Consider the following 22,918-nt stretch of genomic DNA (forward strand, 5'->3'; position numbering starts at 1 on the left):
AGTTTATTTATATTTGCGAACGAAGGTCTACCTTTTAGATCATTATTTTTTCACCTTAAATAGAACAAACTTATATGGATTTTGGAATTTATGAAACGTTAATGCTTGCCTGCTTCGTGTTATTATTAGGACACTTCGTAGTTCAAAAAGTAAACTTTTTTCAAAAATTTAATATCCCCGAACCTGTTGTAGGTGGTTTTATTGTTGCTATATTTTCTTGGATTGCCTATTCCGTTACTGGCAAAGAATTTACAATTGACGAAAATATCCAACAAGGAATGATGTTTATCTTCTTTTCCTCTATCGGTCTTAATGCTGATTTTAGAACACTTATTAAAGGTGGAAAAGGATTAATCATATTCCTAGTTATAGCAGCAGTATTTATTATCTGTCAGAACTTCTTAGGAGTGACCTTAGCTTACTTATTAGAACTAGACCCTCGATTTGGATTAATCGCTGGATCTATTACATTAACTGGTGGACATGGAACAGCAGGTGGATGGGCAGATACCTTTATGGCTAGTGCAAACCCACTTATAGGAGCTAAAGATATCGGTATGGCATGTGCTACTTTTGGACTAATCTTAGGGGGTACAATTGGTGGGCCATTAGCATACAAATTATTGCGTAAAAACAACTTTAAAGAACTATCTCCTGAACAAATACAACAGAACGATGAGACTCATGAAATCTCTGTTCCTTCTGTAGTAACAGATAAGAAAGTAAACTATAAAAGTATTATGCTTACAATTACTTTTCTTTCAATCTGTTTAGTTGTAGGACAATATCTAGCTGAGTGGAATACCCAATACGCTTTTAAACTACCTACATTTGTATGGTGTTTATTCATCGGAGTCGTAATTAGAAATGTATTACCTCACCTTTTTAAAGTAAAAATGCATGACGAATCAATAGAAATTTTAGGAAATGCTGGACTATCTATTTTCTTAGCTTGTGCCTTAATGTCTTTAAAGATATGGACCGTAACAGACTTAGCATTACCTATCCTACTAATTCTATTAATACAAGTTACGATGATGTTATTCTTTGCTTACTTTATTACTTATAGAGCCATGGGCAAAGATTATGACGCTATCGTTCTAAGTGCTGGACACTGTGGATTTGGTTTAGGAGCTACCGCAACAGCTGTGGCTAATATTCAAGCTGTGACAAGTCGCTTTGGACCATCACCTAAAGCATTCCTAATTATCCCTATGGTAGGAGCATTCTTTATTGATATTCTAAATGCATTAATCTTAAATGTGTTTATTACATTTTTATAGAAAACGAGATATAGAATTACACATAAAAAAATGCTACTTAAACTAGATTTAAGTAGCATTTTTTATTGGTGTAAGTATATACTCAAACCGTTGGTATAGGTTTGTAATCTGTAACACACATCCCTCACTGCACAAGGTCTCCCAGCTTTAAAGGATGTGATTCTTCCTTACGTCAGAATGACAAACTACGTGTGCTATACTTTGTATAGGCGTATGGTAATACACCCCTACAGTTGGCGCGGATTTCTAATCCGTGACAACATAAAACTTTAATTATATCGCTGAATCAATCGCTCTAATTTCTCCTCGATACCTTCTTCCACCACACCTCCGTGATAACAAATTACACGACTAGGTTTTAAAGCTTTAATCTTCTCTACAGAAGCTAAAGCAGCCTCCATATCTAAAGTAAACTGAGGATTGGCAATATTAAACTCTCCATCCTCTACCACTATAGCATCCGCTGCTATTAATGTCTGACTCTCTGTATCAAAGAATGAGATATGCCCCTTCGTATGACCTGGTGTTGCTATCACTTGTAAAGTATCTTTAAAGAACTGTCCATCCTCTAAAGTTTGAGTAACCTCAAAACGTTTGATACCCTCAAGTTGTTTAATGAAGTCATTTACCCATCCTTTCATCTCCTCAGGGATATGAGTAAGGCTCTCTTTAACTTGTATAAGACGTTCAGACTCTACCTTACCAGAAACAGAGTCAGCCTCCAGAGCACTACTGATAACCTCTAAAGAAACATATTCCTCTTTAAATAAATGTATCCCTTCTAAATGATCAATATCATCATGAGAAATAATAATCCCTTTCAAATCAGCAATCATTAATCCTAGATGCATTAACTCTTGTTTAAACTCTTGAAAATTATAAGTAAAACCACAATCTATTAAATAAGAAGTTCCATCAGCAAACCCCACTACCACAGGATTAAAAACAGTTGGCTGTCCTTCTGCAGATTGAGCATTTATATGTAATATTTCTATATTCATTTATTAATCTATTATTTTTTCATGTATTTGCACCCCACATAGGACGCATATTTACGACCTCGCTAGGCAAAGTCAGCTGTTGTCGCGGATTTAGCAATCCGTGACATTTACTCGCTAGGCAAAGTCTCCCGACTTTGAGTAATCTTTATCTTCTTACCACAGACTTATAATCCGTGACATATAACTTAAACTTACTTCGTTACTACATCCAACACAATCTTTACTAAGAAAAGCATCGATAATACATAGACTGTTGGCGTAATATCCTTGTGCTCTTTTGCTCCTATTTTTAGTATGGTATAACTCAACATACCGAATACAATCCCTTCAGCAATACTGTAAGTAAAAGGCATAAAAACGATCGTTAAGAATGCAGGCAATCCGTCTGATAGCTTCTCAAAGTTGATCCTAGTCACAGACGAAATCATGAATAACCCCACTATGATTAAAGCTGGAGCTGTTGCGGCAGCTGGAATAATCAAAAAGATAGGTCCTAAGAATAAAGCTAGTGCAAACATTACAGCCACACTTACTGCGGTTAATCCTGTACGCCCACCAGAAGCTACTCCTGACGCACTCTCTACATAAGAAGTAACAGAGCTCGTTCCTAAGATAGATCCTACAGTAGTTCCCATCGCATCTGTAAATAAGGCTTTTTTCATTTGAGGGAAATTACCATTCTTATCGGCCAAATTAGTCTTAGAAATAACTCCAATTAACGTCCCTACGGTATCGAATAGATTTACGAATAAGAATGTAAACACCACTACCACCATATCAATAGACAGTATCTGATTCCATCCCTCTGCTGTAAACATAGGTTTAATCGCCTCTCCAAAGATAGGCTCTATAGAAGGTGGCAACGCGACAATACTAGTCGGCAATGCTACATCCCCTAAGATCAACCCAAAAATAGTAGCACTCAAAATACCAAATAGAATAGCTCCATTCACATTTCGGATTAATAAAATACCCGTCACAATAAGTCCAATGAAAGTCATCCATACAGTATGCTGACCAAAATCTCCTAATCTCACTAAGGTATTAGGATCTGATACAACTACACCTGCGCTCTTCAGTCCTATAAGAGTAATGAATAACCCAATACCTGCGGGTATTGCTTCTTTTAAAACTTTCGGTATACTTCTAACAATAAGTTCTCGTACATTAAAAAACGTCAATAACAAGAAGATAATCCCTTCTATAAATACAGCCGTTAAAGCGAACTGCCAAGTATATCCCAAGGTCAAAACTACTGAATAAGCAAAGAAACTATTCAGTCCCATTCCTGGTGCCTGCGCTATGGGTAACTTTGCATAAAACCCCATTAATAAGGTTGCTACGATTGTAGCTAAGGCAGTTGTGGTAAATAACGCTTCTCTATCCATCCCAGCATCTGCTAAGATATTAGGGTTAACGACCAAGATATAAGACATGGTCAGAAACGTGATGATACCTGCTATAAACTCTCGTTTAATAGTAGTACCATTGCTACTCAACTGAAAGTAGCGTTCAAGAAAATTCTTCATTGTGTTGTGTTGTTGCTTTTTAAAGCATACAAAAATAAGAAGATTTAACCAATTCTAATTAAAATAAAGAATTATATCGGCCTTTATATCTAATAATCGCGTTCTATAGGATTTATATAATTTACCTTCTTTTTATTAAAAAGCTCTTGCCCTTTTTCATCTATAGTTATACCAGTCCCTTCTAAATCACTTAAATAGGTCTTATTAGCATTGATACTCATAGCCTTTTTTGTCTTCTCTTTAGAAGATTCTGTATAAGTCCCTATTTCATTTACATCCCAAATCACTTTAATCTTTTGACTATTTAAGAATTCAAAAGAGTACTGCCCTTCGGTATCCCAAACCTTTACTACGAATCCTGGTAAATTATTGAACTTATAAGGCCCTACTTGCCCTGCAATACCTTGTGTAAACCATACTGTCCACTCCCTTCCTCCATACGTAGCAGTTGCCTCTTGCACGTCATAATCATACCACTTTAGTTTACTTGCTTTGATATCCCACTTGATTTCATTTCTATCTTCTTTATAGTAGTTATGTAATCGCCCTATCTTATCATAAAAGGTATTGGTATCCTTATCTGTCATGACAAACCAATTAAAAACAGGTACATAAGACACTACTTTTTGCATAATCTCTTCTTTAGAAGTATTCTCTGATTTGGTTAGTCGCCATCGCTCTCTCTCATAAGATGCATAATCCATAAATCGAGATTGATCCTCTAGTACATCTACAACAGCTGTCCCATCCTTAATTTTACCTACAGATTTATCTGTTAAGACCTTGCTTTCATAATAATATCTCATCACTTCTACTTCCTTAAACTCTTGAGCAGATAGAATACAACTAGAAAACAGTAACAAATACCAATACTTCATATCAATTATCATTAAAGATTATCTCTTATACTTCACTTCACCTAATTTTATTGGATTGCTATTCTTAAGTACCCAATTATTCGCCGATTCACATAGATAATTAAGCTCTCTCGTTTCACCATCTCCACTTTTTCGAATTTCCTTTACTAATGCAGTGATATCAGCTAATTCCTTTTTAGACAATGCATTCGAAGAAGACACATACACTAAGAAAGCATCCAACATCTTTTTAAAATCAGCATCCCAATTGCCTCCTCCATTTCTATAAATTTCATCGCGAACCTTCCCCGCTATACGCACTACTTCCCCTTGTACAGTCTTTGCCTTACCCTTAGAAGGAATTAAGTAATCCCACAGTTCCTCAAACTGCTCTTCCCACGTAGTACCTGCTACTTCTATTTTAGACACTCCATCGTGCATAATACGTCTTTTGACAGGCGTAACATCGAATAGTTCATATAAAGCAGTCAAAGCTGTATCGCTTTCTTCTATAAACTCTTTATTAAAATTTTCTCTATGAAATTCAAAGCGTTCTCCTATACGAGTAACATCATCTTTTAATCCTAGCGTAATCTCTTTTGTAAATGGTAAAAGTAACTTAGCGATTTCTACTAAAGCAGGTAAGTCAATATTACTAGCACGTCTCAATGCACATTTTAAAGGTGTTTCTTTATAAGAGTCTAGAGCATGAATATTAGCACCTACTTCTATCAATCTCTTTACAGCATCTTTATTCAATCCATACCCTGCCGCAAAGTGTAATGGCGTAGTACCATACGTATCTACAGCATGTATATTAGCCCCTAATTCTAAGAAAACCGCTATACTTCCATTGCGTCTACTAGCATGTTCATGTAACGCTGTTCGCTTATACGTATCTACAGCTTCCAGATCAGCTCCATTCTCCACCATCCAACGGACAAACTCATCCTTTACGTTATAAAAACTCAAGGCAGTATGCTTACTATAACCACCTCGTGCATCTATCTCACAAGTGTCAAATACTTTCTTTAGCGCTTTCATATCCTTAGCGTCTACTAATTCTTGAAAGTCCTTGGGTAGGGTTTTCTTCTTCTTTGCCATTTACAACTTTTCTTTTTCTTTTTTCAACCCGAATATACAAAGAATAATGTAATATAATTTAAATTATAAATAATATTTATTAAAACTAAACACCAAAACCCAAACTATCTGCAATGCCTCTTCAAATCAAAAGGTGTTGTATATAAACCATAAGAACTCTTCATCCTAAATATATCTAATAAAAAACAGCTTCTTTCTTTAACAGCTTCAGATCATTGAGATCGACTTCATAGTAATAAACTTTACTACCTTCTTTGACTATCAAACCAAACATATTCTCATCGCTTACTCCATCACATATAAATAAATAAAAAGGATCAAATAAGTACCTACTTTCATTATTCTTAATCGTATACGTTTGTACCCTTCCTAAACATCCATTATGAGGATCTTGAACTATTATGATTTCATCCGCTCCGTCATTATCTAAATCTCCTTTATTAATAAGTGTAAATCAACAGCAACCAACTGCTATAGGCTTTATAGAACTATCGCTAAACTGTATTTCGTATTCCTCTGGAACCCCACCATCTACACGACTACCACCATACCCCTCTTTAACCAATTTGCGGTAAGCATACTCTTTTTTTCCATCACCATTAAAATCACCATATATTCTTGACCCTATATTTTTATTTATAGACATCACTCCTTCTGACACATCACCATTATGCTCTTCTTCTAATACCAATTCTTCTACATTATTATCTAAGTCAATGACTTATTCCTCTTTATCTAAACTATCAACTTTCTCTTAACCAACTTCTTCTACATTTAGTGGCTCTCTCCCTCTATCAAAACCCCAAATAATCGCAATAAAAAACAGTACGGCACATAGTACTAGAAATGATATTATCAATAATATCTTCTTTTTCAGATCCCACTTCTTATTACTTCCAATAAGAATAATTACTACCAAAACGATTAAATAATATAACATAATCAATTATTAAAAAACATATCTAACTCAAATTATCCATCAGAAACTATATTACTAAATGTAATACATCATAAACAATGATAGTATACTTGTACCAATCTTATTAGTCAATATCAATTGATATCCTTCATTATATTACAATGGCATTTCACATTTTAAGTATAAATCATTATAACTAATTAAAATTCAATTATTTAAAATAAAACTGTATTACTCTTTCACCAAAGATAAAATCTCTTCTCTAAGCACATCACTATTAGGATATGCAGCTTTAGCATTCACTAATTTTCCTTCCTTATTATATAGGATATAACGTGGTATTTCTGTCAAATTTAATTCTTCATAGAAAGAATGTTCAGGGTAGTTCATAGCCAAAACATTATGCCTACCAATAGGTAATCCTATTTTATTATAAGCAGTAGTCCAAGCTCTCTTATCACTATCAATCGAAATGTAAATAAATACTACTGGTTCTTGTCCTAACACCTCTTTTAAAGCTTTAGAATAAGGCATCATCTGAAGACAAGGACCACACCACGAAGCCCAAAAATCAATTACAATAACTTGACCTTTATTCTCTTTTACTAAGTCTGCTAATGAAAACGTATTGTTATTAGAATCCAGCAATAGAACACTTTTATCATCCAACACACTATTTAATCTACTTCCGTACTTATGCTGTATTACAGACAATGCTTTGTCATTTTTTACACCAGCCTTCAGCTTCTCATATAGATTTACTAAGTCTTTCTTTAAAATTCCATTATGTACTATTTGTTCGAAATAATACAGAAGCAGATACTCCTTGATCACTTCGCTAAACTCAGTACTTATTATTACTTTATTAAAAGCATCTTCGTAATCAATTACAAAAGGAACTTGAGGATCAGGAACTCTTATATCGTAATAATACTGTACATAGTTTTCTAAGAAAAAGCGGTAAGCTCCTGACACTAATAAATCATCACGTCTCAAATCCTCTGTACCTATGCTATTAAAATCATAAGTATCTTTACGCGTATTGATTCTATAATAGTAATTACTATAAAACAGTACATCATACATTCGTTGTGATATCTGATTTACTAGTTTAAGAGAATCTAGAGTTGAATATACATCATGATAATAGTTATCTTCTTCTACTAAATATCTCTTTTCTTCCTCAATAGAGCGATTCCTGTCATATCTATTTCTAAACAAGCTTTGTTCTAAAGGTTGTTTACTATATAAGTGTTGCTGAATATTTATCTCCTCAAGATTTTCTTTTCTATGTCGAATATCAACTAAAGGTAGATTATCAACATATCTGATATCTATAGTATCACCACGTTGAAAATTATAAAACAGATTCTGTTTAATATCCTTACCATTAGATAGATAATAGTTAAAATACACTTCTTGATCTTTAACAGTAATCACAATTGTATCTCCTTTTAAATAATTGTTTACCGTATAGCTCTTTACTTGTAAGCTATCTTTATCAAAATATATAATTGCATTACTCTTTAAGCGATTACTACTCCAGTCTATCTCTTGTGGCTCAAACACAAACACAATTTGTTTGCTTTCCTCAACAGAAGGTTTAATATTCCTGTTCTTATCTAAACAGCCTGTCATCCCTCCAATAAGCACTAGGGGTACTAAAAATAAGTACTGCACAATGTTTGTCTTCATAATCAACTAAGTAAAAACTAAATTTAATAAAAAAAGCAGCATCCATCTCTGAATACTGCTTAATATAGAAAAGTCTAAACAATTTACTGAACTCTAATCGTAACAGGTAGTGTGAACTGAGAACGAACTGCCTTTCCTTTATTTAGGGCAGGTTTCCATTTTGGCATTCTCTTTAAGACTCTGATAGCCTCTTGTCCTACTCCATATCCTGGATCTCTCATCACTTTGATATCTGTTAGACTACCGTCTTTCTCTACTATAAAAGACATAATAACTTTTACTTCCTTCACGCTAGCATCTAAATCTGGTGTTCTAAATGAACCCACAAATCGGCTGCTAAATTTAGCCATTGTCTCATAAGGTTCTGCTTTAGTAGATACTCCTATATACACTGTCGTATCTTCTAGCGCTTCTCCTGTTGTAGCGTCACTAGAATCCACCACTTCATTCGGATTATCTGTTCTAGCTTCATCAATAGCAATTACCCCATCTGGATTAGCATCTAGATTATGTGCGCCCGGATTAGCATCTATAAACTCATCTACTGTAGGGGCTACTGTAGTAACCTCATTCGCATCTGCTGCCTCGAACTCGCGAAACTCTACTTCTTTAGTCTTGCTTAATACTGTTTCTACCTTGTTGGCAGGGAGTTCTACGATTGGCTCCTCCTTAGGTGTAAAGATTTCTTCTTCTACTGCTGTAGGTTTAATAACTTCATCAATAATCACTATAACCGAACCTGGATCATTACTTGCAAATAAATTAGAGATCACTGTAGGAACAATAAATACGGCACTAAAGAGAAACATTCCTGCTACTAAGGATAAAACGGTGGTACACGAACTGTTTTTGCGCAAATTATACGCTCCATACGCCTTATTGCGGTGCTCAAAGACGATATCCAACCAATCTTTTCTAAACAAATCATTCTTTGCCATAATTATTTATTTTAAATGTTAAACAATAGGCTGTTGGATTATTCGAATACCAACAGCTAAATCAATCTACAGTTACTCTCATACTGTATTAAAAAATTAATATTAAACTAAAGTATATGACTAATATACAAATTATAAACGATAATACTACACATTTATTATTTAATAGATTTATTTTTCTTAAATAAATACTAACAAAAATTATTTCTAACCTAGTTCATAGTTCGTATTGCTATTCTTTTTGACAATACTTATAAGCTTGAGAAGTAAGTCCCTACTCCCTCCGTTATTTTGTGCTAATTAACGGACTTACTACGGACTCATAACGGACTCACTACGGACTCATTCAAAAGAAAAAGTGTCTCGTCCTACTATAACTGTACAGTTATAGTTAATAATCCTACTTAATACTGTACAGATTTTTATTAATCCTTTTATTACTGTACAGGTTGTTGTTTTTGTTTATTAGTCTTGTAATAATTCTTCCATCTCTTAGTTAGAATACCTGTCTTTAAATGAGCTTGATTTGGAGTTAACCTATCACAACTATCATGAGGTGTCTCGTCCTACTATAACGGTACAGCTATAGTTAATCATACCAAAGAATAAGAACACAAAAAAAGAGCTACTTCGGATAAAGTAGCTCTTTAAATTTTTAAGTTTTATATATCAAATAGTAATCACCAATCTAGTACCTGATGGGACTTGCTTATTCCATACATGCTCGATATCTTCTATCGCATGTGCTTCTGTCTGGATGTGTAGTTTATTATTCGATGCTAATAAAAACATCTCTGGTAGTATAACTTTATTAAATACTATAAGTTCTTCTGGAGAAAGGCTTCCAAAACCAGAACCTAAAATCTCAATAGCAGAACTCCTAAGTATGGCTGATGATAACGCAATTTCTTTACCTGCCATATCACCTGCTGTAACGATCTTAGTAGTATGAGCAAGGTCGGTCATAGACTCTCCCTTTAATACCTCCATGATAAGTGAAATAGGCTTTCCCCATAAATAATCAATTACAATATCGATAGGAGTCTCTTTGTGAATTGCACTTAATTGCTGCTTTATATTTTCGTCCGTATCTTTTAAATTAATCGTATGACTAGCTCCATAAGATTTTAATTCTTCTAGGAGTTTTTCATTTCTCCCTGTGACTATGATATGCTTAGCGCCGTAGTGTTTTGCTATCTGTACCGCTACTTGACCTGTAACTCCCGTAGCGCCATTGAATAAGACTGTCTGTCCTGCTTCTAACTTCGCTCTAATCAGCAGTGGCATAGCTGATCCTAGTACGGCATTAGGTAATGCTGCAGCGGTCACATTATCTAATGTATGAGGAATAGGGGTATAATTATCTCCGATTATGGCTTGCTCAGCTAACATCCCTGTTATACCAAATCCATATACTCTAGTCCCATCTTCTAATTCTCCTACTCCATCTGTCCCCACTACAGTAGGAAACTCTTTATAACTTGCATAGTGTTTTCCACTTACTCTAGATTTATCTAGATTCTTTACCGCAGAAGCTTTAACCTTAATGATCCTATGCCCCTCTTCCACAGTGAGTGTGGAGTCTATCTCTCCACATTTGGGTGTGCTACCCGATTTATATAATATTGCCGCTTTCATTGTTGTGTGTTATAATTTAGCTCTAAAAGTACTTATTTTTTTTGTCTTTTTTTGTGAAGGGGCTTTTTTGTGGAGGTGTTTTTTTGTGAAGGTGTGAAGGTGTTTTTTTGTGAAGATGCTATTTGTGAAGAGGTGAGAAAGCAAAACAACAAACTCACAAAACAACGAAATAACAAAATCACAAACTAACAAACTCACAAAACAACGAAATAACAAAACAACAAATTCACAAAATCACAAAATCACAAAATCACAAACTCACAAAACAACGAAATAACAATTTCATAATAAACAATCCATGATCATGGAATATTTATTGATTAATTCATTTATTGAACACAAAAAAGACATTCATGTTTATATACTACTTTGAACGCTTAGAAGTATGGAAGAACGCCAGAAGTTTAAGCAAGGACATACATATTCTTACTAATAGATTTCCAAAAGAAGAATTATTTGGTTTAGTTTCTCAATTAAGACGTGCAACTTATAGTATACCAGCTAATATAGCAGAAGGAATGTCAAGAAACAGCAGTAAAGAAAAGTTAAGGTTCTTAAATATAGCCTATTCTTCCGCTATGGAAGTTATTAATTTCTTAATACTTAGTTTAGACCTTGAGTTCTTAACTATAGAGGAATACAACTACACACGCGAGAAAATAGGACTTATTACTAATCAGATATATGCTTTAAGCAAAAAAATTGGTAAATCGTGAAGGGGTGATTTTGTGAAGGTGTTATTTGTGAAGAGGTGAAGGTGCTATTTTGTGAAGGTGTTATTTGTGAAGAGGTGAGAAAGCAAAATTACAAAACAACAAAATCACAAACTCACAAAACAACGAAATAAAAAATTGCTAATCTCTATCGCAGAATGACAGATGTCCTTCTCTTTGGTGAGATAAAATTGTATATTTGTTCCTTTGCCAAAAAATATGTCTAAAACAGAAGAAACAATAGAAGTACTAGGAGCTAGAGTTCACAATCTTAAAAATATAGATGTGTCTATCCCTCGTGAAAAACTGGTGGTTATCACAGGTTTATCCGGTTCGGGAAAATCATCTCTAGCCTTTGATACTATTTATGCAGAAGGCCAACGCCGATATATAGAGACTTTTTCTGCTTATGCTAGACAATTCTTAGGAGGACTAGAAAGACCTGATGTGGATAAGATAGACGGTCTGTCTCCTGTGATTGCTATCGAGCAGAAGACAACCAATAAAAGCCCAAGATCTACTGTAGGTACGATCACTGAGATATATGACTTTATGCGTCTGCTATACGCTAGAGCGGGTGAAGCGTATAGTTATAATACGGGCGAGAAAATGGTGAGTTACTCTGATGAGCTGATTCTAGAGCTGATTATCAGTGAATATCAAGGTAAACGCATCAATATACTAGCCCCTGTAGTACGCGCTAGAAAGGGACATTATAGAGAGCTATTTGAACAGATAGCTAAACAAGGATTCTTAAAAGTGCGCATAGATGGAGAGATTAAAGACATCACTTCAGGTATGCGTGTGGATAGATATAAGACGCATGATATCGAAACAGTAATCGATAGAATAGCTATAGATGATACAGAACAGACTAAGCAACGCCTTACAGAGAGTATCAAAGTAGCCATGCACTATGGAGATGATATCATCATGGTACTAGAGCATGAAGGAGATACGGCTCGTTTCTTTAGTCGTCACCTGATGTGTCCTACCACAGGTATCTCTTATTCTAAACCAGAACCTAATAATTTCTCTTTTAACTCTCCTAAGGGAGCATGTCCATGCTGTAATGGGTTAGGTACGATCAATGAGATTAATCATCTTAAGATCATCCCAGACCCTAAGATTTCTATTAAAGGTGGAGGACTTATTCCTCTAGGAACGGAGAAGAAATCTTGGATGTTCAAACAATTAGAGATTATCGCTGAGAAATACAATTTCTCTCTAAATGATCCTATAGAAAAAATCCCAGCAGAAGCTATGGATATTATTCTAAATGGTGGACAAGAGAGTTTCTCTGTAGTATCTAAAGTAGCGGGTATCACGAAGAACTATAAGATAGACTTCGAGGGTATCGTCAATTTCATCAAAAACCAATTTGAAGAAAGTGATAGTGCAACTATCAAAAGATGGGCAAAGGAGTTTATGGATGAGATCGACTGTCCTGAGTGTAATGGTACACGCCTTAAAAAAGAAGCCCTTTATTTTAAAATAGGTGATCAGAATATCGGTGAGCTTATACAGATGGATGTGGAGACACTAATCCATTGGTTTAAAGAATTACCAAGCAAATTATCCGAGAAACAAAAGAGTATTGGGTCTGAAGTATTAAAAGAAATCACTACTCGTCTATCTTTCTTGCAAGATGTTGGATTAACTTACTTATCTTTGAATAGAAGCTCTCGTACTTTATCAGGTGGGGAAGCGCAGCGAATCAGATTAGCGACTCAGATAGGTTCTCAGTTAGTAGGTGTATTATACATCTTAGATGAACCGAGTATCGGATTACATCAACGAGACAATGAAAGGTTGATCAAATCGCTAGAATCACTAAGAGACATCGGTAACTCTGTCTTAGTAGTAGAACATGATAAGGATATGATCGAACGCGCAGATTACGTTATCGACATCGGTCCTAAAGCGGGTAAGAATGGAGGAAAGATTATAAGTGAAGGTACACCTGCTCAATTATTAAAAGAAGATACATTAACAGCGAATTACCTAAACGGTAAGCTTAAAATAGAAGTTCCTAAAAAACGCAGAAAAGGAAATGGTAAAACATTGAAGTTAGAAGGCGCAACAGGAAATAATTTAAAGGATGTGACCATAGAGATTCCTCTAGGTACACTTACTTGTGTGACAGGAGTGTCAGGATCTGGTAAATCTACGTTAATCAACGGTACATTATACCCGATCTTAAACACGCACTTCTTCCATGCAGTAGCGAAACCACAACCTTATAAAAAAATAGTAGGTCTAGAACATATTGACAAGGTGATTTCTATCGATCAAAGTCCGATAGGGCGAACACCTAGATCTAATCCTGCTACTTATACAGATGTATTCTCTGATATAAGAAACTTATTTGCACAAGTGCCAGAAGCAGCTATACGAGGGTATAAACCAGGGCGTTTTAGCTTTAATGTAAAAGGGGGACGATGTGATACCTGTGAGGGATCTGGAGTGCGTACCATAGAGATGGGGTTCTTACCTGATGTCTATGTAGAATGTGAAACATGTCAAGGAAAACGATTCAATAGAGAAACACTAGAGATTCGCTATAAAGGAAAGTCTATATCAGATATACTAGATATGACTGTAGCAGAAGCTGTAGGATTCTTTGAGAATATTCCGAAGATATATAGAAAGATTAAAACGATAAACGAAGTAGGACTTGGATACATCACCCTAGGTCAGCAGAGCACTACGCTATCTGGTGGAGAAGCTCAACGTATCAAACTAGCGAGTGAGTTATCTAAGAAAGATACAGGTAATACGTTTTATATCTTAGACGAACCTACGACAGGTCTGCACTTCGAAGATATACGAGTGCTGATGGAGGTAATCAATAGATTAGTGGATAAAGGGAACTCTATCTTAATTATCGAACACAATCTAGATGTTATCAAAACAGCAGATTATATCATCGATGTGGGATATGAAGGAGGTAGTCAAGGTGGTCAGATAGTTGCTAAAGGAACACCTGAAGAAATATGTAAAAATGAGAAAAGCTATACAGCTAAGTTTTTAAAAATGGAATTAAAAAATTAAGAATATGAAAGAAGCATTTGAAAGCGAAGAGGCTAAGATCCAAGACAAGTTCAAACAAAGATCTTGGAATGAGATTAAGACTAATGATTCATGGGGAATCTTTAAAATCATGTCTGAATTCGTTAATGGGTATGAGAAAATAGGTCGTATCGGGCCATGTGTATCTATCTTTGGTTCTGCTAGAACTAAAACAGATGATCCTTACTATAAATTAGCAGAAGAAATTGCTTTTAAAGTAAGTAAAGCAGGTTACGGTATTATTACTGGTGGTGGTCCTGGTATCATGGAAGCTGGTAATAAAGGAGCTCACTTAGGTAAGGGAGTATCTGTAGGTCTAAACATAGAGCTACCTTTCGAGCAACACTTCAACCCATATATTGATAGCGATAAGAACTTACAGTTCGATTATTTCTTCGTACGTAAGGTAATGTTCGTTAAATATTCTCAAGGGTTTGTAGTTATGCCTGGAGGATTCGGTACGCTAGATGAATTATTCGAAGCGATCACATTGATCCAAACGAAAAAGATTGCTAAATTCCCTATTGTATTAGTAGGTAGTGCTTTCTGGGGTGGATTAATTGATTGGGTAAAAGATGTTCTTTTAGATAAATACCACAATATCTCTCCTGAAGATATGAACTTAATCAAGATCGTTGATTCAGCTGACGAAGTTGTAGAGGTAATTGATGCTTTCTACAAAAAGTACAATTTGAAACCAAATTTCTAAAAAGTGTTTTAGATCCTGATAGAAAAGACTGTTATAGCGATATAACGGTCTTTTTTTTTATGTAATCGCGCCACGGATTGCCGCGCGAACTGGCGCCGAATGAACGTGATGTACGTACCTACTACCGTAGGCAAACATTCGTATTTCCTAATTTTGAAATTCGTAATTAAACGAAGAAACCACCCCGCCCTGCGGGCACCCCTCCTAAGGAGGGGAATAGTAGTACCGCATAAACATACAGTATTTCATCCTGACAATAGGAAGGATCCCACACGTGACTCATAGGATGAGATCCTTCGTTACACTCAGGATGACATACTGAACGTGATATGCGTTGTCGGGAGTATGTGATAACCGCACGGATTGCAAATCCGCGCGAACTGGCGCCGAATGAACGTGATGTACGTACCTACTGCCGTAGGCAAACATTCGTATTTCCTAATTTTGAAATTCGTAATTAAACGAAGAAACCACCCCGCCCTGCGGGCACCCCTCCTAAGGAGGGGAATAGTAGTACCGCATAAACAAACTACAAACACGCTGCTTACCACGCATCGCATTCCCCTCCTGTGGAGGGGTGCCTGAAAGGCGGGGTGGTTATCCTAATGCCGAAGGGCAGTAATTCCTAATTTTTAATTCGCAAAAAGGGCTGCTACGACATTGTCATAACAGCCCTTTTTGTATATTGTAAATGAAGATTATTTAGCTAATAATTCTTCTACTGTTTTACTTAACTCCTCACCTCTTAAGTTCATCGCAAGGATAGTTCCGTTACCATCTACAAGATAGTTAGCAGGAATCCCTTCGATACCATAATCTGCAATGATTGGGTCTTCCCAGAACTTTAGGTTAGATACTTGAGTCCAAGTTAATTTATCTGTTGCAATCGCTTTCTTCCATGCAGCATCCTCTTTATCAATAGAATATCCAATGATGTCAAATCCTTTTGCATGATAAGCTTCATACGCTTTTACAACATTAGGATTCTCTTGACGGCAAGGACCACACCATGCTGCCCAAACATCTACCAACACTAACTTCTTTCCTTGTAAAAAAGAAGATAGAGTTAATTCTTTTCCTTCTGGAGTAAGTGCTTTAAACTCTGGTAATTTTTCTCCTACTGATAATCCTTCTGCTTCTTCACCTTCGTCTACTAATTGACTTAAACGTTCAGCAACTCTCTTACCCATCTTAGATTCTTTTAATTCTTTAGAATATTTATCATACTCTGCTTTAAATTCTGCTGGTGTTTTTTCTCCTGCAGGAATCATTTGATTTAGTAAAAACATTCCGAAAGCATTTCCCTCATTATCTTTAGCGTATTTGTCTAAAATAGTTTTAGGAGCTACTAACAATTCTTCGTACTGAGCTTGTAATTTTTTAAACTCTTCTGAATCTGTTTGACCACTCTGAGCCATCATCATCATTTGCATTCCATTATCATCAGAGAACTTCATGATCTTCTCTGCGTAAGGATTGATTTCATTTTGAAACTTCTGAAGTTTCTCATTGTTTTCAGTTCCACCAACAACAGTCTTCTCTGGTGTTTCTTTATCGATCTTAATTGTAATCGTTCCTGGTTCACCTAAGAAAAAGGCATTAAACCCTTGTTCTCCTTCGCTTTTAATACTTAAAAAAGCTTCGTCTAGCTCTGTAAACTTATGTTCGATAGATACCTTCCCACCTACGATAGTTCCTTTAGCTACCTCAGTAGGTACATCTTTACCTATTTCTATAGCTAATATTTCTACTTCAGTATTATCAGGGAAGTTACTCGCAGTCACTTCAATAACACTTTTTTTCTCACACGACACAAATACAAGTGCAGCTACAAGAAAAACTCCTAATTTTTTCATTTAAATATGTTTTTATTTTAATCCTTAAAAATAGAAATTATTTTAAACGAAACCCCTTATTTTTATATACTTTTTAAAATGATTAACTAAATCCTACTATTCCTATATCACATATCGATGATCTGCTAAAAATATGCCCTAAAAAAAAGCTGTAATGAACTAAATCACAACAGCTTTATCTTTTATAATTACTTTGCTAAGACTTCCTCTATCTTCTTACTTAGCTCTTCACCTCTTAGGTTCATTGCTAAAATAGTACCATTACCATCTATTAGATAACTCGCAGGAATCCCTTCTATCCCATATATTGGTACAATAGGATCATCCCAATACATCAGATTAGAAACTTGAGTCCAAGTTAGCTTATCCACCTGAATTGCTTTTTCCCAAGCAACCGCGTCTTTATCCAGTGAATATCCTATAATATCAAAACCTTTATCGTGATAAGCTTCATGCGCTTTTACTAGATTAGGATTCTCTTGACGACATGGTCCACACCATGAAGCCCATAGATCTACTAAGACTAACTTCTTCCCTTCTAAGAAAGTAGTTAACGTTAATTCTTTTCCTTCTGGAGTCAGTCCTTTAAAGTCAGGTAATTTACCTCCTATCGCTAAATCTCCTTCTGCTCCTGTTAATAATGACTGTACTTTCTTTCCAAGTTTAGTCTTTTTTAATTGAGCAGGATATTTACTAAACTCCTCTTTTAGTTCGTCTAATGACTTCTCTTTCGAACCTATCTTTTGAGAAATCATTAATAACCCTAAAGCAGTTCTATTATTCTCTATCTCAAATCTATCCACTACTCTAGAAGTCTCTTCTGTCAATACATTATATTGTTGTTTCAGTTTTTCTATGACTGCTGGATCGTTATCACCAGATACATTATTAAGTACCGCTCCATTCTCCGTTAGAAACTGTGTCAGTTTATCAGAATAAGGCTTCATCTCATTTAAGAACTGCTGTAACTTTACATTATTCTCAGTTCCACCAATGATAGGACGATCAGGATGATGTTGATCATATTCAATTGTAATTTTACCCGGTTCTCCCATAAAGAAAACGCTATGACCTACCTGTCCTTCCTCTTGGATAGAAAGAAAAGCTTCATCTATTTCTGTAAAGGGATTCTTAAGGCTCACCTTACCATCCACAATAACTCCTTCTGCTACTGCAAACGGCGTATCTTGACCAATCTCTTTAGACAGAATTTCTACTTTTGCATTATCTGGGATATTCTTCGTCGTAATTTCAATTACATTTTTATCTTGGCACGATACAAATACCAATGCGCCAAAAAGCAATACACTTAACTTCTTCATTTAGATATTTTTTGTTTTTACATCGGTTAAAAATAGATATTATATAGGACTAAACCCTCTTCATTTGAATACTTTTAATCACAATTAACCTTTCATATAAATATATTAACAAATTTGGCTAAAAACTTGTATTATTCTGCTAAAAACTTGAATTACAACGAGTCTATCGCCCTTCAACCTTACAAATAAGTGTCTTAAAAGAGCTAATTTTTGTTTCAAAAAAAACTGCTATAACCTAAAGTCATAGCAGTTCTAAGATATATTAATGTGTAAATTATTTTACCAATAATTCTTTTACTTTATCTCCTAATTCATTCCCTCTTAAATCCATTGCAACAATAACACCATTACCATCAATTAGGTAATTAGCAGGAATCCCTTGTATACCATAATCCGCAACGATAGGGTCTTTCCAAAACTGTAGATTAGAAACTTGTGCCCAAGTTAGTTTATCAGCTGCGATAGCCTTAACCCAAGCCGCTTTATCCTTATCTAAAGAATATCCTATAATGTCAAAACCAAGTTTATGATACTCTTCGTACGTTTTGACAACATTTGGATTCTCTTGACGACAAGGACCACACCATGAAGCCCACACATCTACAAGCACTAGTTTTTTGCCTTCTAAGAATGAAGATAGTGTTAACTCTTTATCTTCTGGAGTAAGTCCTTTAAATTCAGGTAATTTATCTCCTATCTTGAACTGTACAACCTCTTTCCCTTCATTCTCTACTAAATCAGTAATACGTGCTTCTACTTTCTTACCAAATTTAGATGTTCTCAATGCTTCTGGATATTTGTCAAAATCAGCTTTATACTCCACTAATGATTTCTCTTGCATATTCATCAATTCTACAAACATGATCAATCCAAATGCATTATCTCTATTGGCTGCTTCATACTTCTTGATTGTTGTATCAAATTCATTTGCAAAGCCTTTATATTCTTCTCTTAACTTTTTAAGTTCTTCTTGATCTGATTCAGCAAGTGTTGATTCTGATAACTCTTGCATTCTCGCCATATTTTTTTCAACGAAAGCATTCATCTTTTCTGATATGGGACGAGTATCTTCCATAAACTGCTGTACTTTCTTATTATTAGGTGTCCCTTCTACTGTACTTTTGTTTGGGTTATTCTTATCAAATCGAATTGTAATTGCACCTGGCTCTCCTACAAAAAGAACAATATGATTTACTTCATCCGACTCTTTTATTGATAGATAAGCCCATTCCCCTTCTGTAAAAGGATTATCTAATACAGCCTTACCACCTACTATATCTCCCGTAGCTACAACTTCAGGTTCATTGAAATCTAAGCTTCTAATATAAACCTCTACTTTAGTGTTATCTGGTAGATTCTCTGTCATTATCTCTATAATATTCTTCTTCTGACAAGAAACCATCAGTAAAACCAATGCGAATAAAACACTTAACTTTTTCATACTTAATTTTTTAATTAAAAACTAAATTAACATTTTTTACAATACATATGCATTTATAATTTGATTACTATTAGTTTTATTTATTTTTTTTAAACCTTAGTCTTATTTTTCAATCCATTTTTTGAAGTCATTTACCTTCTCTCTACTCACGATTAGCTCTTCTGATTCTAGATTAATCAAGTTTAGCTTTAACCTAGAGTTAGAATAGGAATAAATATCTTTAATACTGTGAATAGAGACAATAAACTTTCTATTCATTCTAAAGAAATCTGTTGGGTCTACCATCTTTTCTAATTCCTCAAGACTGTAATCGATAATATAATTACGCCCTTCTGTGGTCTGTACATAAGAAGCTTTATTCTCACTATAAAAACAAACAACCTCAGAGCGCATCACTATCTTTATCTGTGTTCCTACCTTTACCACAAAGCGTTCTTTATACTCCACTGTACCTGTACTACTCGAGTTCATAAACTGCTTAAAGAGATCTAATTGTTGATTAAATCCAAAAAACACAGCTCGATTATTCTCAAACTTTTCAATGGCTTGTTTTAATTCTTTCTCTTCAATAGGTTTAAGTAAATAATCTATACTATTCAACTTAAATGCTCTCAAAGCATACTCATCGTAGGCTGTTGTAAAAATAATAGAACTATTAATCTTTACTTGTTCGAATATCTCAAATGACAATCCATCAGACAACTGAATATCTAAAAAGATGAGGTCTGGTTCCTTATTAGAACCAAACCATAATACTGCCTCTTCGACACTAGAAAGGTTTATCATAGAACTATAACCTAACTTATCTAACTTCCTCTCTAGTGAACGAGCTGCAGGCTTTTCATCTTCAATAATAACTATACTAATCATGATGATTTAATCTTACTTGGTATTGATATGTTTTTTTTAATCTTTCGAATTCTCTCTTTTCCATTCTCTCTTGCAACTTTGATAACACAGGTATCTTATCTATGTATAGAATAATAACTCTTACCAATGCACATAGAATTAATAGAGAAAAAAGTAAATATGCATTCATTGGATTATCATTACCTACTTGTACTCGTACTCGTTTAAACTGATAATAATTAGCAAAGAATACAAAGGCAATAATTGCCATATAAACAATAATCTCTATACCAATACAAATTAAACTGTTATAACGCTTTCTTTGAAGCCTTTGATAACTCCTTAAAGCTTCTGGTGATATGGCTGACTCTTTCATATCCTGTTAGTTCCATTTTTGTGTACCTCCATTATTATGCTTATCCATATACTCTCTGATTTTCTTATCCTCCCAATCTCTACCTAAGAACAGACTGTAATTAAATGTTCTCATCGCATCAGCAGCTAAGCCTATTCCCCATCCAAATAAAGGAATCAATGCCCATGGAAAAGTTGGATTGGTAATCATATTGATCACGATTAAAAAAACATTAACCATGATGAATGTAGTTAAATGAGCATAAAACTTCTTTATTTTTTCTACATTTTTCTTAGCTTCTACTAAGATTTCTTGTTCGTTCTCAGGTACATCTATGATTCTCATCTGTTCTATAATTTTAGTTAGTATTGGTATTCTTACTGTAAAATATTCTTCTGACTCTTCTATAAATACTGGTTTAGAAGTTAATAGCGCATATCGACTGGCTATATTCTCTAACCCGATTCCTTTTCTATTCTCTAAAGCCTGTTTTTTATTCAATGTATTCTGGATTATTAGATATCCGTCAGGACTTTCTTTGATTAGAATATGTATTGGTCTTTGTGAAGAAGATTTGTTGTGTTTGATCACGTTTTCTAATAGCAACTGTAAAGACAATGGAACTACTTTAGCACCTTCTTGTTTTACCTTTTCTGGCAATTCAAAGATTAAACTATCTTCAAATCGCATCTGTAACAGCTCAATATAAGTCTTCGCAAAGGCTAGTTCTTCTTCTAAAGGAACTAATTCTTTATTCTTCTGATCTAAGATATAGCGGTAAGTCTTAGAAAGAGAATGGTTAAACTCTACTGCTTTTTCTTGATCCTCTTCTATTAATGCCCCTAATACATTTAAACTATTAAACAAAAAGTGAGGGTCTAACTGGTTCTTAAGACTTTCGAACTGAGCAGACACATTACCTGTTATTACTTTCTGTTCTTCTATTTGTTGATCTTTAACTAAAGAAGAAAAAGTAATATGAAAATAGATTGCTAATAAAATAGAATAAAACACAGTGAAGTTTAAAACAGACCTAAAGCGTCCATCCATAAACACAGTAGCAATATGCTGCCCCTCTACAAAGAAACTATTAATCATCTTTAGAAGAATAGCGACACAGAGAATTACTACAAAGTTGATAGCTGTAGTAATCACCGTAGCCCATCCGATGTTTCGTTCATTTTCTCTTAGATACATATTCAGTCTACCAAAATATCGCTTCTTTAAATAGTAGTTTACCCCAAATACCATTGAAATAAGTATACTGAAATAAAATATAAATAAATAAATATCTAAGTAATGGAGATTAAGTACCCTTCTAAACATTAAAAATGTTATCAGTAATACAGCTCCTATCTTTACAATACTATTTTTTTGCTTCATCTTTTAAAACAAGATTAGTCTTTACATTTATAAACTGTTGTTTTTCTTGAAAAACACTTTTTGAATCTCCTGTTCTGTTTATTCCAAACATAGATAAGAAGAATGTTATCAAAAATAAAGTAATGGTAATAATAATTTTCATATCTCTGGTGTTTTTTGTTGAAGCAAAGATGTAACAGAACCAACAACTAAAAAAAAGAAGACTACCGAATTGTCAAGTTTAAGGGATGAACTGTAAAACGCTTGCTTTTACA

The 22,918-nt window shown here is 34.5% G+C and carries 19 protein-coding genes; 4 read left to right on the top strand and 15 right to left on the bottom strand.

The features are described 5' to 3' along the window. Positions 1–74: 74 nt before the first annotated feature. Entirely contained in the window at positions 75–1,283 is a 1,209-nt protein-coding gene (gltS, locus tag MPR_RS09630) for a sodium/glutamate symporter (protein WP_041892031.1), read from the top strand. A 269-nt stretch (positions 1,284–1,552) separates the two neighbouring features. Here the strand turns inward: gltS and MPR_RS09635 are convergent, their stop codons facing one another. The 8 genes from MPR_RS09635 to MPR_RS09675 all read right to left on the bottom strand — a co-directional run bounded on the left by MPR_RS09635 (position 1,553) and on the right by MPR_RS09675 (position 10,964). Further along, positions 1,553–2,284 (bottom strand): MBL fold metallo-hydrolase, encoded by a 732-nt coding sequence (locus MPR_RS09635; RefSeq protein ID WP_041892033.1) that lies wholly within the window; start codon positions 2,282–2,284, stop codon positions 1,553–1,555. Positions 2,285–2,475: 191 nt separating this feature from the next. Beyond that, positions 2,476–3,813 (bottom strand): NCS2 family permease, encoded by a 1,338-nt coding sequence (locus MPR_RS09640; protein WP_041892035.1) that lies wholly within the window; start codon positions 3,811–3,813, stop codon positions 2,476–2,478. Between the two features lie 89 nt (positions 3,814–3,902). Further along, positions 3,903–4,691 (bottom strand): GLPGLI family protein, encoded by a 789-nt coding sequence (locus MPR_RS09645; RefSeq protein WP_041895344.1) that lies wholly within the window; start codon positions 4,689–4,691, stop codon positions 3,903–3,905. A gap of 18 nt (positions 4,692–4,709) precedes the next feature. Beyond that, on the bottom strand, positions 4,710–5,774 hold the full coding sequence (locus tag MPR_RS09650; RefSeq protein WP_041892037.1) for an ankyrin repeat domain-containing protein: 1,065 nt from the start codon (positions 5,772–5,774) through the stop codon (positions 4,710–4,712). A gap of 454 nt (positions 5,775–6,228) precedes the next feature. After that, complete coding sequence (locus tag MPR_RS18900; RefSeq protein ID WP_041892038.1) at positions 6,229–6,465, bottom strand: hypothetical protein; 237 nt, start codon at positions 6,463–6,465, stop codon at positions 6,229–6,231. Between the two features lie 459 nt (positions 6,466–6,924). Then, positions 6,925–8,388 carry a TlpA family protein disulfide reductase gene (locus tag MPR_RS09665; protein ID WP_041892041.1) on the bottom strand — a complete coding sequence of 488 codons (1,464 nt, stop codon included), beginning with the start codon at positions 8,386–8,388 and terminating at the stop codon, positions 6,925–6,927. Positions 8,389–8,471: 83 nt separating this feature from the next. Then, complete coding sequence (locus MPR_RS09670) at positions 8,472–9,326, bottom strand: energy transducer TonB (RefSeq protein ID WP_041892045.1); 855 nt, start codon at positions 9,324–9,326, stop codon at positions 8,472–8,474. A 669-nt stretch (positions 9,327–9,995) separates the two neighbouring features. Beyond that, complete coding sequence (locus MPR_RS09675) at positions 9,996–10,964, bottom strand: quinone oxidoreductase family protein (RefSeq protein WP_041892047.1); 969 nt, start codon at positions 10,962–10,964, stop codon at positions 9,996–9,998. A 353-nt stretch (positions 10,965–11,317) separates the two neighbouring features. On the opposite strand from MPR_RS09675, the gene MPR_RS09680 reads away from it, so the two are divergent. The 3 genes from MPR_RS09680 (at position 11,318) to MPR_RS09690 (ending at position 15,458) form a co-directional block, all read left to right on the top strand. Next, positions 11,318–11,680, top strand: coding sequence for a four helix bundle protein (locus tag MPR_RS09680; RefSeq protein ID WP_041892049.1), 363 nt, complete (start codon positions 11,318–11,320; stop codon positions 11,678–11,680). A gap of 216 nt (positions 11,681–11,896) precedes the next feature. After that, entirely contained in the window at positions 11,897–14,731 is a 2,835-nt protein-coding gene (gene uvrA, locus MPR_RS09685; RefSeq protein WP_041892051.1) for an excinuclease ABC subunit UvrA, read from the top strand. A 4-nt stretch (positions 14,732–14,735) separates the two neighbouring features. After that, positions 14,736–15,458 carry an LOG family protein gene (locus MPR_RS09690; protein ID WP_006260044.1) on the top strand — a complete coding sequence of 241 codons (723 nt, stop codon included), beginning with the start codon at positions 14,736–14,738 and terminating at the stop codon, positions 15,456–15,458. A gap of 698 nt (positions 15,459–16,156) precedes the next feature. Here the strand turns inward: MPR_RS09690 and MPR_RS09695 are convergent. From MPR_RS09695 to MPR_RS18740, 7 genes are all read right to left on the bottom strand, one after another. Then, positions 16,157–17,314 carry a TlpA disulfide reductase family protein gene (locus MPR_RS09695; RefSeq protein ID WP_041892056.1) on the bottom strand — a complete coding sequence of 386 codons (1,158 nt, stop codon included), beginning with the start codon at positions 17,312–17,314 and terminating at the stop codon, positions 16,157–16,159. A gap of 188 nt (positions 17,315–17,502) precedes the next feature. Beyond that, complete coding sequence (locus MPR_RS09700) at positions 17,503–18,636, bottom strand: TlpA family protein disulfide reductase (protein ID WP_041892060.1); 1,134 nt, start codon at positions 18,634–18,636, stop codon at positions 17,503–17,505. A 274-nt stretch (positions 18,637–18,910) separates the two neighbouring features. Beyond that, positions 18,911–20,077, bottom strand: coding sequence for a redoxin family protein (locus MPR_RS09705; RefSeq protein ID WP_041892062.1), 1,167 nt, complete (start codon positions 20,075–20,077; stop codon positions 18,911–18,913). A gap of 102 nt (positions 20,078–20,179) precedes the next feature. Further along, the gene (locus MPR_RS09710; RefSeq protein WP_041892065.1) at positions 20,180–20,947 is read right to left on the bottom strand and encodes a LytR/AlgR family response regulator transcription factor; all 768 of its coding nucleotides are present in this window, start codon (positions 20,945–20,947) and stop codon (positions 20,180–20,182) included. After that, entirely contained in the window at positions 20,940–21,302 is a 363-nt protein-coding gene (locus tag MPR_RS09715) for a hypothetical protein (RefSeq protein WP_041892067.1), read from the bottom strand. The genes MPR_RS09710 and MPR_RS09715 overlap by 8 nt, the downstream gene beginning before the upstream one ends. 6 nt (positions 21,303–21,308) lie before the next feature. Then, complete coding sequence (locus MPR_RS09720) at positions 21,309–22,664, bottom strand: 2TM domain-containing protein (protein WP_041892070.1); 1,356 nt, start codon at positions 22,662–22,664, stop codon at positions 21,309–21,311. Further along, positions 22,648–22,806, bottom strand: a complete 159-nt coding sequence (locus MPR_RS18740; protein WP_167541464.1) for a hypothetical protein — start codon at positions 22,804–22,806, stop codon at positions 22,648–22,650. Before MPR_RS18740 ends, MPR_RS09720 begins: the two co-directional genes overlap by 17 nt. Between the last annotated feature and the right edge of the window lie 112 nt (positions 22,807–22,918).

This window comes from Myroides profundi (genome assembly GCF_000833025.1).
In the GTDB taxonomy this organism is placed as follows: domain Bacteria; phylum Bacteroidota; class Bacteroidia; order Flavobacteriales; family Flavobacteriaceae; genus Flavobacterium; species Flavobacterium profundi_A.